Source organism: Blattabacterium cuenoti, assembly GCF_014251755.1.
In the GTDB taxonomy this organism is placed as follows: Bacteria; Bacteroidota; Bacteroidia; order Flavobacteriales; family Blattabacteriaceae; genus Blattabacterium; species Blattabacterium cuenoti_AN.
Genome location: NZ_CP059200.1, coordinates 40,286 through 57,980, shown reverse-complemented (window position 1 = coordinate 57,980; position 17,695 = coordinate 40,286). Strand labels below are relative to the sequence as shown.

Sequence of the window (17,695 nt, the reverse complement as noted above, 5' to 3'; positions counted from 1 at the left end):
TATACTTTTTTTTAAATTTTATCACCACTCAATATAATTCTAATTTCTTAGAAAGAGTTTCTTCACTTCCCCCCATCAAAAATTTTATAGGATTTTCTATAGATTCCTTGACAGATACTAAAAACCCTACAGATTCTCTACCATCAATGATTCTATGATCATAAGATAGAGATAAATACATGATAGGACGTATTTCAATAGATCCATTAACTACTACAGGTCTTTCCATAATTTTATGCATTCCTAATATGGCACTTTGTGGTGGATTTATAATTGGAGTAGATAACATAGAACCAAAAACACCTCCATTAGTAATAGTAAAAGTTCCTCCTGTCATCTCATCTATAGAAATTTTTCCATTATGAACCCGTGTTGATAATTTGTATATTTTTTGTTCTATTTCACGAAATGATAAATATTCTGCATTTCTAATTACGGGAACCATTAATCCTTTAGGACCAGATATAGCAATACTAATATCATAATATTCAAAATTAATTTTTTCTTTTTCACTAATCATAGCATTAACATCTGGATAAAGTTTCAAAGCTCTAACACAAGACAGAGTAAAAAAAGACATAAAACCCAAATTGACTCCATGTTTTTTCTTAAAAAGATCTTTATATTTTTTTCTAATAATAAAAATTTCTAGCATATCTACTTCATTAAATGTGGTAAGAGAAGCGGTTTGATTTTTTACATAAACTAACCTTTCGGAAAGTTTCCTTCTTAAAGAAGAAAGAGGTGTTTTGGTTTTCGATCTATTATACATTGCTGTAATAGGTGGTCTATTAGAAATAATAGGAATTTTATTTTTTTCTAAATGAAAAATGCAATCTTTTTTTGTTATTCTCCCATGTTTTCCAGAACCTTGAACAGATTCTATAAAAATATTTTTTTCCTTTAAAAATTTTTTTGAAGCTGGAGAAGGTATTTTAATATTTTTATTTGTAGGATCAACTTTTTCAACATGATCTTTTTTTTCTTGAACAAGATGTTTTTTTGTATCTTTTTTGGAAGATTTGATAATACATAAAACATCTCCAACTCGTACTCTTTCTCCTTTTTCTACCATAAAAGTGATTATTCCATTTTCTTCTGAAAGAATTTCTAAAGTTGCTTTATCTGAATCTATTTCTGCTATTATTTGACCTTTATGAACATAATCTCCGTTTTTTACGAGCCAGGTGGAAACTTCTACCTCTGTAATTGATTCTCCTGGAGAAGGAACTTTTATCTGTATTGTCATGATTTAAATTTTAAAAAATTTTTATTATTTATTATAATTTAAATTTCAAAGAAAAGCTTTTTTTAATATTTTATTTTGAATTCTTAAAAAATCAATATAAGATCCTGTAGACGGACTAGAACTTTCAGATGGAGATATTAAATTAAATGAAATCATATTTCCTAATTTTCTTAAAATAAAACTCCATAATCCCATGTTTTCTGGTTCTTCTTGTACCCAAAAAATTTCTTTTGTATTTTTATATTTTTCTACAAGTTCCTTAACTTTCTCTATTTTTAATGGATAAATTTGTTCTATTCGAATTAATGCGGTTGTTTTATCTTGAATAGATTCTTTTCTATTGAGCAATTCATAATAAATCTTTCCAGAACAAAAAATTAATTTTGTAATTTTTTTGATCTCCTTTACATAAGGATCATCCAATATTTCCTGAAACGTTCCTATAGAAAGATCTTTTATTGGAGATAAACATTGCTTATTTCTAAGCAAACTTTTAGGAGTAAAAATGATAAGAGGTTTTCTATATTTTAATTTCATTTGTCTTCTTATAAGATGATAAAAATTAGCTGGAGTAGTACAATTGACTACAAATAAGTTATTGTTAGCACAAAGTTGTAAATAACGTTCAATGCGTGCAGAAGAATGTTCGGGTCCTTGTCCTTCATATCCATGAGGTAATAACAATACAATTCCATTTCTAATTTTCCATTTATTTTCTCCAGAAGAAATATATTGATCGATTATGATTTGTCCTCCATTTACAAAATCTCCAAATTGAGCTTCCCATAAAGTTAAAACATGAGGAGAATACATGGCATATCCATAATCAAAACCTAAAACTCCATATTCTGATAGAGGAGAATTAAAAATTTGCATTTTTCCTTGTTTTGTACAGATTTGATTAAGAAGAATAATTTCTTCTTCTTCTTCTGTTTTAACAATAGCATGACGTTGAGAAAACGTACCTCTTGCCACGTCTTCTCCTGATAAACGAATATGAATTCCTTCATATAAAAGAGTTCCATAAGATAGTAGTTCTGCCATGCTCCAATCTACCAATTTTTTTTGAATCATTTCTAATCTTTTTTGAAAAATCAATTTCGTTTTTCTAAAAAATTTTTTCGTTTTAGGAAGAGAAAAAATCTTATGAGATATTTGTATAATTCTTTCTATGGGAAATTGTGTTTCTACTTTTTTAAAAATTTCTTCATTTTTATATACTATAGGGAAATTTTTCCATTCTTCTTCTAAAAAAGAACTCAATACGTTCCATTTAATATTACTTGACTCATTATATTTTACATGAAGAATATTTTCATATTTTTTTTCCATATTTTGTACATCATCATGACTAATAATTTCTTCTTTTTCCAATTTTTTTCTGTATAAATTGTAAGAATTAGAATGTTGGGAAATTGCTTTATATAAAGAAGGTTGAGTAAATCTTGGTTCGTCTCCTTCATTATGTCCATATTTTCTATATCCCAATAAATCTATGAAAATATCTTCATGATAACGCATTCTAAAATCTACAGCGAAATAAATAGCTCGAATAACAGATTCGACATCATCTGCGTTAACATGTAATACGGGAGACATCAAAATTTTGGCAATATCAGTAGCATATATACTGGAACGACCTTCAGTAGAATTCGTAGTAAATCCGATTTGATTATTCATTACCATATGAATGGTTCCTCCAGTTTTATATCCTTTTAATTGAGAGAATTGAAGTACTTCATATACAATTCCTTGACCGGATAATGACGCATCACCATGAATTAAAATAGGAATAATTTTTTCAGAATTACTATTTTGATTATAGTTAAAATCTATTTTAGCACGTGTAATACCTTCTACAATAGCATTTACAGATTCTAAATGAGAAGGATTAGGAACCAAATAGATTTTCACATATCTATTTTTACGAGTTTTTCTGTGTTTTGAAAATCCTAAATGATATTTTACATCTCCAGAAAAAGTTTTTTCTTTATATTCTTTTCCTTGAAATTCGATAAATATTTGAGAATAATCTTTTTGAAAAAAATTAGAAAGTATATTTAAACGACCTCTATGTGACATTCCAATTATAAAATCTTCAGTAAAATATTTATTGGATGCATATTCGATCATTTCTTCCAATGCAGGCAATGTAGATTCATTTCCTTCTATAGAAAATCTTTTTTGTCCTACAAATTTGGTATGAATAAAATTTTCAAATGTCACTGCTTCATTTAATTTTTTCAAAAAAAATTTTTTTTCTTCTGGAAGAAATTGTATTTTTTTTTCTAAAAACCATTTTTCAATCCATTGAATTTTTTCAGGATTAGAAATATACATGTATTCTATTCCTATAGAGCCACAATAAATATTTTTTAGATGATGAATTATATTTCTTAAGGAAGTTTTTCCTATTCCTATTAATTTTCCAACTTCAAAATATGTATCTAATTCTTTTTCAGATAATCCAAAATTCTTTAAATCTAAAGAAGGAAAATGCTTTCTTCTTTTTCGTATAGGATTTGTATCCGTGAAAAAATGACCTCTTTTTCTATAATCGTGAATTAAATTCAATACTAAAAATTCTTTTTGTATGATATTATCTTTTCCTAATTTCGTAATGTTGTTATAGTTTTTTATTCCAAAATCGAATCCATAAAAAAAAGCACTCCAACTTGATTCTATTGAATTAGGATTTGTTTGATACTGGTTATATAGAAATTCTATATCTTTAAAATGAATGGCATTTAGAAAAGAATATCTATCATTCATATACTGACTGTTTTTACTTTAAATTTAAACATTTATTTTGTAGATAATTTTGATATGTTATTGCATCTTTTAAAACTAAATTCAATCCATTTTTTTTAGTTCCCATAGATGTAGCAAAAGAAGAGTTTCCCCAATATTTTCCATGTATATGAGAAGCCATTTTACATATGATTTTATGAGCATGAATATTATGATTTTTAATAACAGAATCAGAAACAGATATAAAAAGAATTACTTTTTCATTTTTTACAAATCCTGTAATCATAAATAAATTATGAATTTCATGTCTTAAATCTAAGACTATTTTTTTCATAATGTTTATTTCTTTTTCTTGATCAAGATCAATTTCACATATATATTTGATAGAAGATAGTTGTATGGCTTTTAAAGAATATTCTTTTTTTAATATTTTTATTTTCTCGAAATGAATTTTTGATATTTTTTGTTTTAATTTTTCATTAGAGTTTTTCAAAATTGAGAAACTTTTCATAGGATTATCTGGATATTTCATCATTTTTTTTATAGATTGATATTGATCACGAATAGATTTTAAATGTTGAATTGCTTTTTTATAAGTTATAGCTTTAATTCTACGTATTCCATGCGATATAGAAGATTCTGATAAAATATCAAAAACTTGAATTAATCCAGTATGTTTAACATGTGTTCCAATACATAATTCGGAAGATTCTCCAAAGGTAACAACTCGAACTTCTTGTTGTTTATATTTATTTTCAAAAGTTTCACTGAAAGAAGCATTTTTTTTGGCTTCTTGTAAAGAATGAAATGTTTTTGTTTTTAATAAAAGATCCGAAAAAATTAATTCTTGAACCAGATTTTCAATTTTATACAATTCTTGAATCTTTATTTTTTGATAATGAGAAAAATCAAATCTTATATAATCGTTTCCTACATAAGAACCTTTTTGTTGAATATGATTTCCTAAAACTTGTTTCAAAGCGAAATGTAATAAATGAGTAGAAGTATGATTTTTCTCAATTTCTTCTCTTCTATTTTGATTTACTATAGCTATAAAAGAAGAAAAAACATTTGAAGGTAATCTTTGAACACAATGGATAACAATAGAATTTTCTATTTTAGTATCAAAAACATCAATTTTATCAATTTTATTTTTGATAAAACCCGTATCTCCCAATTGTCCTCCACCTTCAGGATAAAAAGGTGTTTTAGAAAAAACTAGTTCATAATAATGGATTTTTTTGAGTTTGTTTTCTACTTCTCTATATTTTAATATCAAAATATTACATTCTATCAAATCATATCCCACAAAATTTTTACCTTGATCAAAATCATTATGTACTTGTATCCAATCTTTTTTTATGATTGAGTTTTTTTCTTTTTTGGATCTTTTTTTTTGTTCCAATAATTTTTTTTGAAATGATTTTTCATCAATAAACAAGTTTTTTTTTTCAACCAATTTTTTAGTTAATTCCATGGGAAATCCATAAGTATCATATAATTGGAAAATTTTTTCTCCATTAATAATTTTTTCATTTTTTTCTTTATGTTGGGTAATGATATGTTGAATTTTTTTATTTCCTTTTTTAATAACACGAAAAAATGATAATTCTTCTTCTTTAATAATATTTTGTATATATTTTTTTTTATTTTCCAATTCTGGAAAAGAATTTTTCATTTCTTTGATTAAAGAATCTACAAATTTATAAATAAAAGGTTCCTTTTTGGATAAAAAACGGGTAGAGAAAATAACGGATCTTCTAAGGATTTTTCTTATTACATAACCAGCTCCGTTATTGGATGGTAATTGTCCATCTAAAATAGAAAAAACAATAGCTCTTAGATGATCTGCTATAATCCGTATAGATACATTTTGTGTAAAATCCTTTTTATTATAAACATTTCCTAAATCGTATTTTATATCTTGAATAATAGGATAAAAAATATCAGTTTCATAACTAGAAATTTTTTCTTGTAAAACCATGCATAATCTTTCCAAACCCATTCCTGTATCTACATGTTTTTTATAAAGTTTTTCCAATGTTCCATCTGATTTTCTTATAAATTCTATAAAAACAAGATTCCAAATTTCTATTACTTGAGGATGTTTTTTGTTAATAAGATATCTTCCAGACAAAACTTTTTTTTCTTTTTCATTTCTTAAATCTATATGAATTTCTGAACAAGGGCCACAAGGTCCTGTTGATCCCATTTCCCAAAAATTATATTCTTTTCCAAAAAAAAGAATATTTTTTTCGTTAATTAACGTTTTCCAAAATTTCAAAGTTTCTTTATCTATGGATAATTCATCTTTTTTATCTCCAATAAAAACAGAAACATAAATATTTTGATGAGAAATATGATATATTTTAGTTAATAATTCCCAAGCCCACTCTATCGTTTCTTTTCTTGAATAATCTCCAAAAGACCAATTTCCTAACATCTCGAACATAGTATGATGATAATTGTCATATCCTACATTTTCTAAATCATTGTGTTTTCCCGTAATTCTAAGACATTTTTGAATATTTGCTATTCTCGTATATTCAGGGGTTACATGTCCTAAAAAATAGTCTTTAAAAGGATTCATTCCGGCATTAACGAAAAAAAGAGTGGGATCATTTTTCGAATAAATGGGAAAAGAAGGAATAATTTTATGTTTTTTTTTTTGAAAAAAGTTTAGAAAAGTATCTTTGATTAATTTATATTTCATTTATTTATTTGAAATTTATGAATTATCCTTTTTATATTTTGGAGATTGTTCGATGGCATCCATAATTTTTTCCATAATAGAATCTGTCGTTTCTTTTTTCAAATCCATTTGAATAGGTTCTTTAAATTTCATTTTTTGTAATACTCCTTTTTTTTTAATGCGAATTCCTTTTTTATCATAGGCTTTTTGAAATCCATCTATTACAATGGGAACAACAATAGGAGTGTATTTTTTGATAACGTGAACAATTCCTCTTCGTCCAGGAGCAAAAGCTTGAGTTGTACCTTGTGGAAAAGTAATTAACCACCCATCATTGATCGCGATACCCATACGAGTGATATCAGATAATATATTTATAGAACAATTAATTTTTTTTTTTTCTTTTTTCCAAATTCTTTTCACAGTAATTCCTCCTGAATACATAAATAATTTAGTTAAAATACCTTGATTCATAGTCTCTTTTGCTGCTACATAATATAAATTAACTTTCGGATTTAAAAGATAAATAGGATTTCTAATACTATTGATAAAACCATTTTTTACACTACAAAATACATGAAACATAGCAAAAACATCTGCAAAATAAGTTTGATGATTAGATACAAAAAGAACTTTTTTATCAGGTAAATTTTTTATATATTCAGTTCCTTCCAAATGCAATCGATTAAATCCATTATAACGATTATAAGAAATACAACCAAAAGTAAAAATTAAAAAACGTTTTATAAAATGAAAATTACCAAATGCATCTCTAAATAAAGTACTTTTTTTTTTTCTGAAATGTTTTTTAAAAAAAAACGAATGAAAATTCACTGTTTATTGATATTTTTTATTTTTGTTATGAAATTTGAATGAATAATAAGATAAAATAGATACAATTAACAAAACTAACAAACTATAATAGATCCAGTAAGGAATAGAAATAGGATCTCCTTTTGCATAAGAATGTAGTCCTGATAAATAGTAATTTACTCCAAAATAAGTCATTAAAATAGAACTTACAGATAAAATACTGGAAAAATTAAAAATAAATATGCTTCTAAAATATGGAATTAATCGCATATGTAATAAAAAAGCATAAATCATTATACTAATCAAAGCCCAAGTTTCCTTAGGATCCCAACTCCAATAACGTCCCCAACTATTATTTGCCCATACAGAACCTAAAAAAGTTCCTATGGTTAATAAAAAAAGTCCTATAGTCAAACATATTTCATTAATAATAGTCAATTTTTCAATATGAATGTAAATCATTTCACTATAATTACGAAAACATACCTTTAATATAAAAAGGAACAGGACTAAAAAACCCAAAAATGCTCCTGTTAAAAAGAAACCATAACTCGATGTGATGGTTGCAACATGTATAATCAACCAATGAGATTTTAATACGGGAACCAAATTGGTTATTTCTGGATCCATCACATTTCCATAATGTGCAACAATCAGTAAAATGGATGCGATTAAAGCTGTGATTCCTGAAACAAATTGATTTTTATAAAATAAAAAACTTATACCGATCAAACACCAACTAATAAAAATCGCAGATTCATATCCATTAGTCCATGGAGCATGTCCAGAAATATACCATCTGGAAATTAATCCGAAAAAATTAAAAATAAATAGAACGAATAAAATGGAAATAAACATTTTTGAAAAAAAAATCATATATTTTTTTTTCAAAAAAATTGTTAAAAAAGAATGAATAATAATAATAACTCCAAAAAAAGCATATAAAAAAGATAATATATAAAATATATTTAATTTGTTATAAATAATTTCTACATATATTTTATTTTCTGAAGGCAAAATAGGTTTTGCATACTTGATTTGATATAATCGTATTTTTTGAATTTCTTTATTCGCAATATTCCAATTTTTTTCATGTTGAGAAAATAATAAAGATTTAAGATAATCATTAAACATAGATAAACCCAAAGGATTCAATTTATTTGAATTGGATACCCAACTAGACCAAGTCTGATTGACATCATGAGGAATAGGAAAAATACGGATATATTTTCCTTGAAAAATTTCATGCATTATTCCTACACGTTCACTAAGATTCAATACGGCTTTATCATATTCATTTCTTTGAAAAGGATTTTTAGAAAAAGCTCGTTCATAATCTTCTTGAAGAATAAATTTTAGTTTCGAAATTTTTGAATCTATAAAATATAAATCCATAAGAGAAACATAATATTGTCGATTTGCTTTTACTTTATTTAAAAATTCATGTCCTCCTTTTTTATCAACTTTAATAAAAGGAATTTTTGTCCAAAATATATTATCTTGATGAATTGATATAAACCATTGATTTGCATCTAAATTCCCTATAGAATCTTTTTTGTGTATTTTTCTAAGTAATTCAATAGCGATTGTATTAATAGGTTTAATTCTACCTTTTTGATCTTGTACTAATAGACGTCCAAAATTATCTCCATGTTTTTTAGGAATATGAATTGCATCAGAAACGTTTTCTAACGGTATTTTTTTTAATTCTTGTATTTGAGAAAATACAAAATTTTGTATACTACTTATAAAGTAAAATCCAATAAATAATATTGAATAATTTTTATAAGATAAATCTTTTAGTTTTTTTTTAAGATCATTAAATCTAGTACCTTTCCAAAATAAAGTAAAAAACATCCCTATACTCATAAAAATATAACCTATATAGGAAAAATATGTTCCTAAATAATCATTATTAACAGAAAAATGAGTTCCTTTTCCATCTGGATCGTATCCAGATTGAAAAAATCGAAATCCTTTATAATTCAAAACATGATTCATATAAATGAAATAGTTTTTTTTCTTATTTTTATCTATTAATGTTACATGACTTATAAAAGTGGATGGAAATTCAGAACCTGGATAATTTTCCAATTTGAATTTTTTTAATTTTATAAAAAAAGGAAGATTAAAAAAAATTGATCCATATCCAATGGATATTTTATAATTATTAAAAAATAAAGGAGGACTCATATTTGTGGTATTTTTTCCTCCTAAAAAGGTTACTAGTTTGGATTGATTTTGAAATGATATTTTTGCCGTAATCGCACTTAATTTATTATTTTCTTCTTCTTCATGATCACATGATTTTACATATTTTAATTTTCCTTTTACAACTCTATCAGGAATAACCCATTGCATTATTTCATGGTTTCGATTGGTTTTAATTTGATATAAATGTTTAATTTTCAATAGATGATCAACTTTTTTTGAAAAAAAACTGATTTTTCTATTTATCATGTTAATGCTTTTACCTGAAAAAGATGATTTTATATAAAGTCTATGATTTTTTTCAAAAATTATAATTCCAAAAGGAATTTTTCTATTAAAAGAAAATAAAATTCCATTAACATTTATAATCTCACCATTTTTAACAAAATGTTCCGTTCTTTTTTTTTGATTTGTTGAAACTATTTTTATAAATTTTTCTTCGTTTTTTTCTTTTGATAAAAATATTTTTGCACATGGAATATAATCTATGACTTTAATTTTCAAAGGATTTTTTTTAAAAAAAAACACTCCTTGATATCCATTATGAAAAGAAGAAAAAATATAAGGATCATGATAAAACCTAGTGTTAGGTCCTTGATTTATTTTTAATTTTATATAATTTTTACTAGAAAGTATTTTTCCATTTATTTTTCCTTCTCTTATAGACATTGTCCCTTCAAAACTGAAATATCTAGAAAAAATTCCACCAATAAAAATGAATATAAATGAAAAATGAAAAATGAATAAAGGTAATTTATTATAACTCCATAATTTATATTTCCATATATTTCCTATCAGGTTTATTATAATAAGGAACATAATAACTTCAAACCAAGTAGATTCGTAAATAAATATTTTTGATACATCTGTAGAATATATTTTCTCTATAAAAGTAGCTATAGCCATAGATAAGGCTAATAATAAGAATAGTAGGGAAGTAATTTTTGTGGAAAAAAGTATTTTTTTTATTTGTTGCATTTACCTGTATTTTTTTTTAACATAGGATTTTTATTGTGTTAATTTATCATACATATATAATTAATCTATCATAAGCCAGATATACATTTTTAGGTAATTGTGTTTCAATTTCTTCATGAAATCCAAATGTATGACTAATATGTGTTAAATAAGTTTTTTTAGGACGAATTATTTGAATAATATTTAAAGTTTCAGAAAGCATGAAAGGAAAAGAATTTTTGACTATTTTTCTTAATACATTTAATACCAATATGTTTATCCCTTTTAATTGTTGTATGGTTTGAATAGGAATACTACTAGCATCCGTGATATACGCAAAATTTTCTATACGAAATCCTAAAATAGGAAGATGTCCATGCCATATGGATAAAGGGAAAATTTTCAAATTTTCTACGAAAAAAAATTTTTTATAATTATCTAATTCATGAACAGAAATTTTGGAAATATTTGATTTTTTGTTTTGCGAAAAAATATAACAAAATCTTGTTTTTAAACTTTCTATAACTCTACGTAATCCATAAATGGGAATGGGTTTTTTCATCTTTATTGGTCTTATATCGTCTAATCCTCCTATATGATCTTGATGTTCATGTGTCATAAAAATGGCATTTAATTTTTCGTAATTACTTCTTAGCATTTGATAACGAAAATCTGGTCCGCAATCTATCAAAAAAATTTTTTTATCTTTTTCAATTAAAATAGAGCTTCTAAGTCTTTTATCTTTAGAGTTTTTCGATAAACATACCGGATGTTTAGATCCAATGACGGGAATTCCCTGAGAAGTTCCAGTTCCCAAAAAAGTAATTTTCATATATTCTTATATATATTGTTTTGTATTTCATTTATGATATTTTCTTTATTTTTTAAGAATTCTTTTACAGAATCTCTTCCCTGACCTAATTTTATATCTCCATAGCTAAACCAAGAAGCATTTTTTTTTAGAATTCCTAAATCTACTCCTATATCCAAAATTTCTCCAATTTTTGAAATTCCTTCTCCATACATAATGTCAAATTCGGCAGTTCTAAAAGGAGGAGATAATTTATTTTTTACTACTTTTACTTTGGTTCTATTTCCTAATATTTTTTCTCCGTTTTTAATTTGATTTCCTTTTCGAATGTCTAATCGTATTGAGGAATAAAATTTTAAAGCATTCCCTCCTGTTGTGACTTCTGGATTTCCATAAACTCCTATTTTTTCTCTCAATTGATTAATAAATATCAATATGCTTTTAGATTTTCCTATACTAGATGTTAGCTTTCTCAAAGCTTGAGACATTAATCTCGCTTGTAATCCGATTTTAGAATCACCCATTTCTCCTTCTATTTCACTTTTAGGTGTTAAAGCCGCTACAGAATCAACTACTATAATATCAATAACACCAGATCTAATTAAATTATCTACAATTTCTAGTGCTTGTTCTCCGTTATCTGGTTGAGATATAATTAATTCTTTTATATTTACTCCTATTTTTTGAGCATAAATACGATCAAAAGCATGTTCTGCATCAATGAAACTAGCAAAACCTCCTAATTTTTGAGATTGATTTATAGCATGTAAAGCTAAAGTAGTTTTACCGGAAGATTCCGGTCCAAATATTTCAATGATACGACCTTTTGGAAATCCTTTTATACCTAAAGCAATATCTAAACCTAAAGACCCAGAAGAAATAACTTCTAAATTTTTTATATGAGAATCTCCCATTTGCATTACAGTTCCCTTCCCATATATTTTATCCATTTTTTCCAATACAAGTTGTAAAGATTTTCTTTTTTGTTCAATTTTTTCGTTCATAGTTTTGAAAATTAATTTTTCATTCAATAAATCAGTTTGATTCATAATACAGAAACATGTTTTCTATTATTTATAGATAAAGATGAAAACAATCAATTTGTATGGATTTTTTTCAAAAAAAATATATCCTTCTTTTTAAAAAGAAAAATCTTATTTTTTGGCAATCTTAACTTATTTCCTGAAGGAATAAGATCTACAAGATATTGCGGATTGAGAAGGATTAAATCTTGATAGGAAAGATTTAAATTAAAAGCAAAAAATTTCAATGAAATTTTTTGCTTTATAGGTATTAATATTGTTTCTTTATATTTGTATTTGTAAGGAGAAGAATAATGTTTGTAAATATTATGTTCCTTATAATAATTCATTACATAATTAATAGCTATAAATTTTGGAATATAATTCTGGGTTTCTTTCGGAAAAAATTCCAATAATTCCCAAAAATTTTTTCGATTTTTATATTTCTGTAATATTTTGTCCACTGTTCCAGGTCCTGCATTGTAAGCGGCTAAAACAAACTCCCAATTTCCTATTTTTTTATACAAAAATTTCAAATATCTACAAGCTGCTTCTGTAGATTTAATAGGATCATTTCTTTCATCATAAAGATGATTAATCTCAAGATTATATATTTTTCCAGTTTCAGGCATAAATTGCCAAATACCTTTTGCTCCTGCTTTAGAAGTCACAACAGGATTTAAATTGGATTCTATAATAGCTAAATATTTTAATTCTTTTGGAAGACGGTAATTTTCAAGTTTTTCTTCAAACATAGGAAAAAAAAAATCTGATAGTGAAATAATTTTTCCTATATATTTATTCATACGAATATAACTTTCTATAGAAGCATGTACTATACTGTTGTATTTTAATATTTTTATTTGAGATTTTTGATTTAAAAAATTTAGTCTTCGTTTTAATTCTTCAGTATTAACATTGAGAATAACAGTATTTTTTTTTTTATTTTGAGAGTACTTTTTTCCAGATAAAGATTTTTTTTTTCCTCCTAATGTTTTATTCCATAATTTTTCTGCATGTATATTATTTAAATCTAATTTTGGATTAAAAACATTTTTATGATAATTGATTACATTTTTTTGCTCCAAGAATGGTTTTGATATAGATTGAATGACCAAACTTTTTAATATGAACACAAAAAACATAATATTTCTTATTTTTGTTGTTTCCATTATTTGATGAGTTTGATTAGTTTCTAAAATGGATGAGTTTGATTAGTTTCTAAAATGGATGAGTTTGATTAGTTTCTAAAATGGATGAGTTTGATTAGTTTCTAAAATTTTAGAAAGAAAAGTCCTAATCAACAAACGTAAAACGTAAAATGAAAGAAAAATTTCTTATTTTTTTTCCTTTTTAACTTCTGATTCTGAATTTTTTTCTTCTTCAGAAGCTTTTTTAAATTCTTTCAATCCAGTTCCCAATCCCCTCATTAATTCCGGAATTTTTTTACCTCCAAACAGTAAAAGAGCAAGAATGACAATAACTACGATTTCTGTGGTACCAAAAGTACCAAGTGGTATAGAGAAAATAGAAATAAAATCCATGTACATGGAATTTTTTTTCAAATATAAAAAAAATTATGAATATTTGATTTATTTGAAAACAGAATAATCACTCAAACTTATTTTTTTTGTTTTTTCTCCTATATAAATAGAGTGATTTCCTATTATTGAATGACTTAAATTTGCGTGTTGAATGATTGTATAATTTTGAATTATAGATTTTTTTATATTACTATTTTTTAGTTTTGTGAATTTTCCTATTGAAACATAAGGACCTATAATACTGTTTTCAATACTTGTATTTTCTTCTATTGAACAAGGTTTTATAATCAAACTATTTTTTATAATGACTTTTTTATGAATTAATTCTGAATTTTTAGATTCAATGGATAATATTTTGGAATTTGAACAAATAGTTTTTTTTTGATTACCAAAATCCATCCATTCTTTTACTTGTTTGATAATGAATCTTTCTCCTTTTTTTCTCATATTTTCTAAAGCCGAAGTTAACTGATATTCTTGTTCATTCTTAATGTTATGATCTAATAAAAATTGTAATTCTTTTTTTAAAAGCAGACTATTATTAAAATAATAAAGTCCAACAATAGCAAAATTTGATACATAACTATTTGGTTTTTCTATAAAATGAGTAATGATTCCTGAAGAAGAATATTTGACTACGCCAAATAAATGAGGATTTTTAACTTTTTTTGTCCATATAATGTTATCTATTTGATGAGTAGTAATTTCTTTATCAAAAAAATGATGATAAAATAACGAATCAGAAAAAGCTACAATAATTGGTTCTCCTGTTAAAGATTTTTTAGCCTTTAACAAAGCATCTGCTGTACCAAGGGGGATCACTTGATAATATATAATAGGATGAATTTTCATATCATGAGATAGACGTATTAATTGTTTTTCTACTTGATTTCCAAAGTTTCCTAAAATAAAAATTATCTCTTGTATAGAAAAAACTTGAATAAGTTTGGATAAATTTTCCAACAGTCTTCTTAAAATTGTTTTTCCTGCAATATGTATCAATGGTTTAGGAGTATTTAAAGTATGTGGAAAAAGACGTGATCCTTTTCCCGCCATGGGGATTATAATTTTCATATTATTTTTTTATTTGTTTTTATTTATTATAATATTCCAGTGCTTCCAAAACTATTATTTCCTCTTACACTTTTATTTAAAATAGAACATTTTTTCCATTTTATTTTAACATCTGTAACGATATCTAATATTCCTAATTCTTCATTGGGTTTAATGATTATATTTCTTTTTTCAGAAAAAACGTTTATTACAATGATTTGAATTTCATTATAGAATGGATGTTCTTTTTTTTTTGTAAGATGAATGATACAAATAGATTCTATCATTTTTTTTTTAAAAAAAAAAGAACATCTAGGTTTTTCATAAATAAGAAGACCTGTTGAAATCAATTTTCTTTTCAAAAAATTGATTTCAACAGGTCTTCTTATACTGGAAACTAAAGTGGATCGATATATTTTTTTATGCAAAATTTATTTTTATTTGATTAAATTGGACAATCTTTTTTTCTCTAAAAAAAAAATAATTATTAGATATAAAAATTGTAATAAAAAGCTTAATTCCATTTCTTTTTTTATCATAAATACGATAAAAAGTGCAAATAAAAAATGCATTATAATATTTTTAATTTTTTTATTACAAAATTGTAAAAACTGTTTTTTTCCCCAAAAATATAAAACTATGAGCATAAATCCATAAGACGTAAAAGTACCCCAAGCCGGAATCATAAAACTGTTATCAGTAGAAATAAAAATAAAAATAGCATTAAATAAAAAAGTAATCAATACACCAATTAATGAGATATAAGTTCCAATAATAGGTTTATCTATAATCTTATAAAAGATGGATAAATTCGTATAAATTCCCAAAAAAAGATTTCCCATCATTATTATGGGAATAATGGGAATAGCTACATGATATTTTTTATCAATTAAAAATTCCATAAATATGTTAATATTTCCACATATTAACACATAAAAAATTAATCCCAATAAAATAAACATATAAATGATTTCTTCATAAAAATATATTGCATCGGAATCTTTAGATTTTCTAAAAAAAAAAGGTTCAATTCCTAATCTAAAAATTCTAAGATACAAACTCATGAAAGAGGCGATTTTATAACAAGCTGAATAAGATCCATTTATTTCATCTGAAACCCATCTTTTAATCAAAATTTTATCTAAATTTTCATTAATAGAAAAAGCTATAGTTCCTATCATAATAGGAATTCCATAATTTATCATTTTGATAGCCAGATTTTTATTAAATTTTTTTATAGTTACTTTTTTCAAAAGAATAGGAAGTACTAAAAATAAATTTAGTAAAGAAGAGATCATATTCGAAAAAAATATATAACCTATTTTATCTGTAAAAGAACTAATCCATCTAAAAATGAAAAAAAAGAAAGTATTTTTACCATAAAAAATATTATCAGAATAAAAAAATAAATATATCATTAGAAATGATTGTATTAATATATTTACAATACTTATTGTAGAATATTGTACAGGTTTATCATTTGCACGAAGCCAAGCCATAGGAAGAACACAAATTGTATCAAAAAAGATAATAAAAAAAAACATGAAAAAATATTCTGAATGATGATGATATCCAGCAATGAAAGATAAATACTTTATTAAAATTATAGAAATTACCAAAAAAAAAGAACTAATCAACAATTGTATTATAACTCCCGTTGAAAAAACAATTTCTTTGTTATAATTTTTTTTATATAAAAATCTAAAGTAGGTATTTTCTAATCCAAAAGAAAGAAATCCTATAACGATGAAAGATAATGCATACATATCTGTATAAAGAGAGAATTCTTCTCTTTTAAAAAAAACAGTAAAAAATTTTAAAAAAACATAATTCACAATTCTAGGAAATACAAATCCTATAGAGTATATAATTGTTTGTATTACTAGTTTTCTGTACAAAATCAATATGTTTTAAGATTAAAAATTTCTAATTTCTGTATTTTTTCTGCATGTATAAACTTTTTTTTACAAAATTTTACATAGAAGAAAGTAACTTTGATGAAATTTTCAATTTCAAAAAAATGGATTGTCATAAAAAATCAGAAGAGTTTATGCTATATGCAAAAAAACATAAGAGAATTAGTAGTTTAACAATGAATAATTATATTAAATCCATGACTCCTTATATTGTTGAAGAAAGAAAATTAAATGTAGCTCAAATGGATGTTTTTTCTCGTTTAATGATGGATCGCGTCATTTTTTTAGGAACTTCAATAGAAGATCAAGTTGCAAACATAGTGCAAGCTCAACTATTATTTTTACAATCTGTAGATTCTATGAAGGATATACAAATATATATTAATTCTCCAGGAGGAGATGTTTATGCTGGATTAGGAATATATGATACAATGCAAATTGTAGAACCGGATATAGCAACTATTTGCACGGGAATGGCTGCATCTATGGCCGCTGTTTTACTTTGTGCAGGAGTTAAAAGTAAAAGATCAGCATTGAAACATTCTAGAATTATGATTCATCAACCTATAGGAGCAACACAAGGTCAAGCTTCAGATATTGAAATAACAGTTCGAGAAATGTTAAAATTGAAAAAAGAGCTTTATGAAATCATATCGAAACATTCAGGGGTCCCTAT

13 protein-coding genes are annotated in these 17,695 nt (G+C 24.7%); 1 reads left to right on the top strand and 12 read right to left on the bottom strand.

From position 1 onward, the window contains the following. Positions 1–28 precede the first annotated feature (28 nt). From odhB to H0H57_RS00175, 12 genes are all read right to left on the bottom strand, one after another. Complete coding sequence (gene odhB / locus H0H57_RS00230) at positions 29–1,249, bottom strand: 2-oxoglutarate dehydrogenase complex dihydrolipoyllysine-residue succinyltransferase (protein ID WP_185863841.1); 1,221 nt, start codon at positions 1,247–1,249, stop codon at positions 29–31. Between the two features lie 45 nt (positions 1,250–1,294). Further along, the gene (locus H0H57_RS00225; RefSeq protein ID WP_185863840.1) at positions 1,295–4,021 is read right to left on the bottom strand and encodes a 2-oxoglutarate dehydrogenase E1 component; all 2,727 of its coding nucleotides are present in this window, start codon (positions 4,019–4,021) and stop codon (positions 1,295–1,297) included. Positions 4,022–4,034: 13 nt separating this feature from the next. Further along, on the bottom strand, positions 4,035–6,713 hold the full coding sequence (alaS, locus tag H0H57_RS00220) for an alanine--tRNA ligase (RefSeq protein ID WP_185863839.1): 2,679 nt from the start codon (positions 6,711–6,713) through the stop codon (positions 4,035–4,037). A 15-nt stretch (positions 6,714–6,728) separates the two neighbouring features. Next, positions 6,729–7,526, bottom strand: a complete 798-nt coding sequence (locus H0H57_RS00215) for a lysophospholipid acyltransferase family protein (RefSeq protein ID WP_185863838.1) — start codon at positions 7,524–7,526, stop codon at positions 6,729–6,731. A gap of 3 nt (positions 7,527–7,529) precedes the next feature. Beyond that, entirely contained in the window at positions 7,530–10,694 is a 3,165-nt protein-coding gene (gene ccsA / locus H0H57_RS00210) for a cytochrome c biogenesis protein CcsA (protein ID WP_185863837.1), read from the bottom strand. Between the two features lie 46 nt (positions 10,695–10,740). Then, on the bottom strand, positions 10,741–11,505 hold the full coding sequence (locus H0H57_RS00205) for an MBL fold metallo-hydrolase (protein ID WP_185863836.1): 765 nt from the start codon (positions 11,503–11,505) through the stop codon (positions 10,741–10,743). Further along, entirely contained in the window at positions 11,502–12,488 is a 987-nt protein-coding gene (recA, locus tag H0H57_RS00200) for a recombinase RecA (RefSeq protein ID WP_185864067.1), read from the bottom strand. Before recA ends, H0H57_RS00205 begins: the two co-directional genes overlap by 4 nt. Before the next feature lie 92 nt (positions 12,489–12,580). Beyond that, positions 12,581–13,678 (bottom strand): lytic transglycosylase domain-containing protein, encoded by a 1,098-nt coding sequence (locus tag H0H57_RS00195; RefSeq protein WP_185863835.1) that lies wholly within the window; start codon positions 13,676–13,678, stop codon positions 12,581–12,583. A gap of 165 nt (positions 13,679–13,843) precedes the next feature. Then, positions 13,844–14,056, bottom strand: a complete 213-nt coding sequence (locus tag H0H57_RS00190; RefSeq protein ID WP_394798851.1) for a Sec-independent protein translocase subunit TatA/TatB — start codon at positions 14,054–14,056, stop codon at positions 13,844–13,846. A gap of 42 nt (positions 14,057–14,098) precedes the next feature. Beyond that, on the bottom strand, positions 14,099–15,124 hold the full coding sequence (locus H0H57_RS00185) for a sugar phosphate nucleotidyltransferase (protein WP_185863833.1): 1,026 nt from the start codon (positions 15,122–15,124) through the stop codon (positions 14,099–14,101). Positions 15,125–15,150: 26 nt separating this feature from the next. After that, entirely contained in the window at positions 15,151–15,531 is a 381-nt protein-coding gene (locus H0H57_RS00180; protein ID WP_185863832.1) for a dCTP deaminase/dUTPase family protein, read from the bottom strand. A 9-nt stretch (positions 15,532–15,540) separates the two neighbouring features. Continuing rightward, positions 15,541–17,001, bottom strand: coding sequence for a lipopolysaccharide biosynthesis protein (locus H0H57_RS00175; RefSeq protein ID WP_317168244.1), 1,461 nt, complete (start codon positions 16,999–17,001; stop codon positions 15,541–15,543). A gap of 122 nt (positions 17,002–17,123) precedes the next feature. On the opposite strand from H0H57_RS00175, the gene H0H57_RS00170 reads away from it, so the two are divergent. Further along, on the top strand, positions 17,124–17,695 hold a 572-nt coding region (locus H0H57_RS00170; RefSeq protein ID WP_238784327.1), incomplete at its 3' end, for an ATP-dependent Clp protease proteolytic subunit.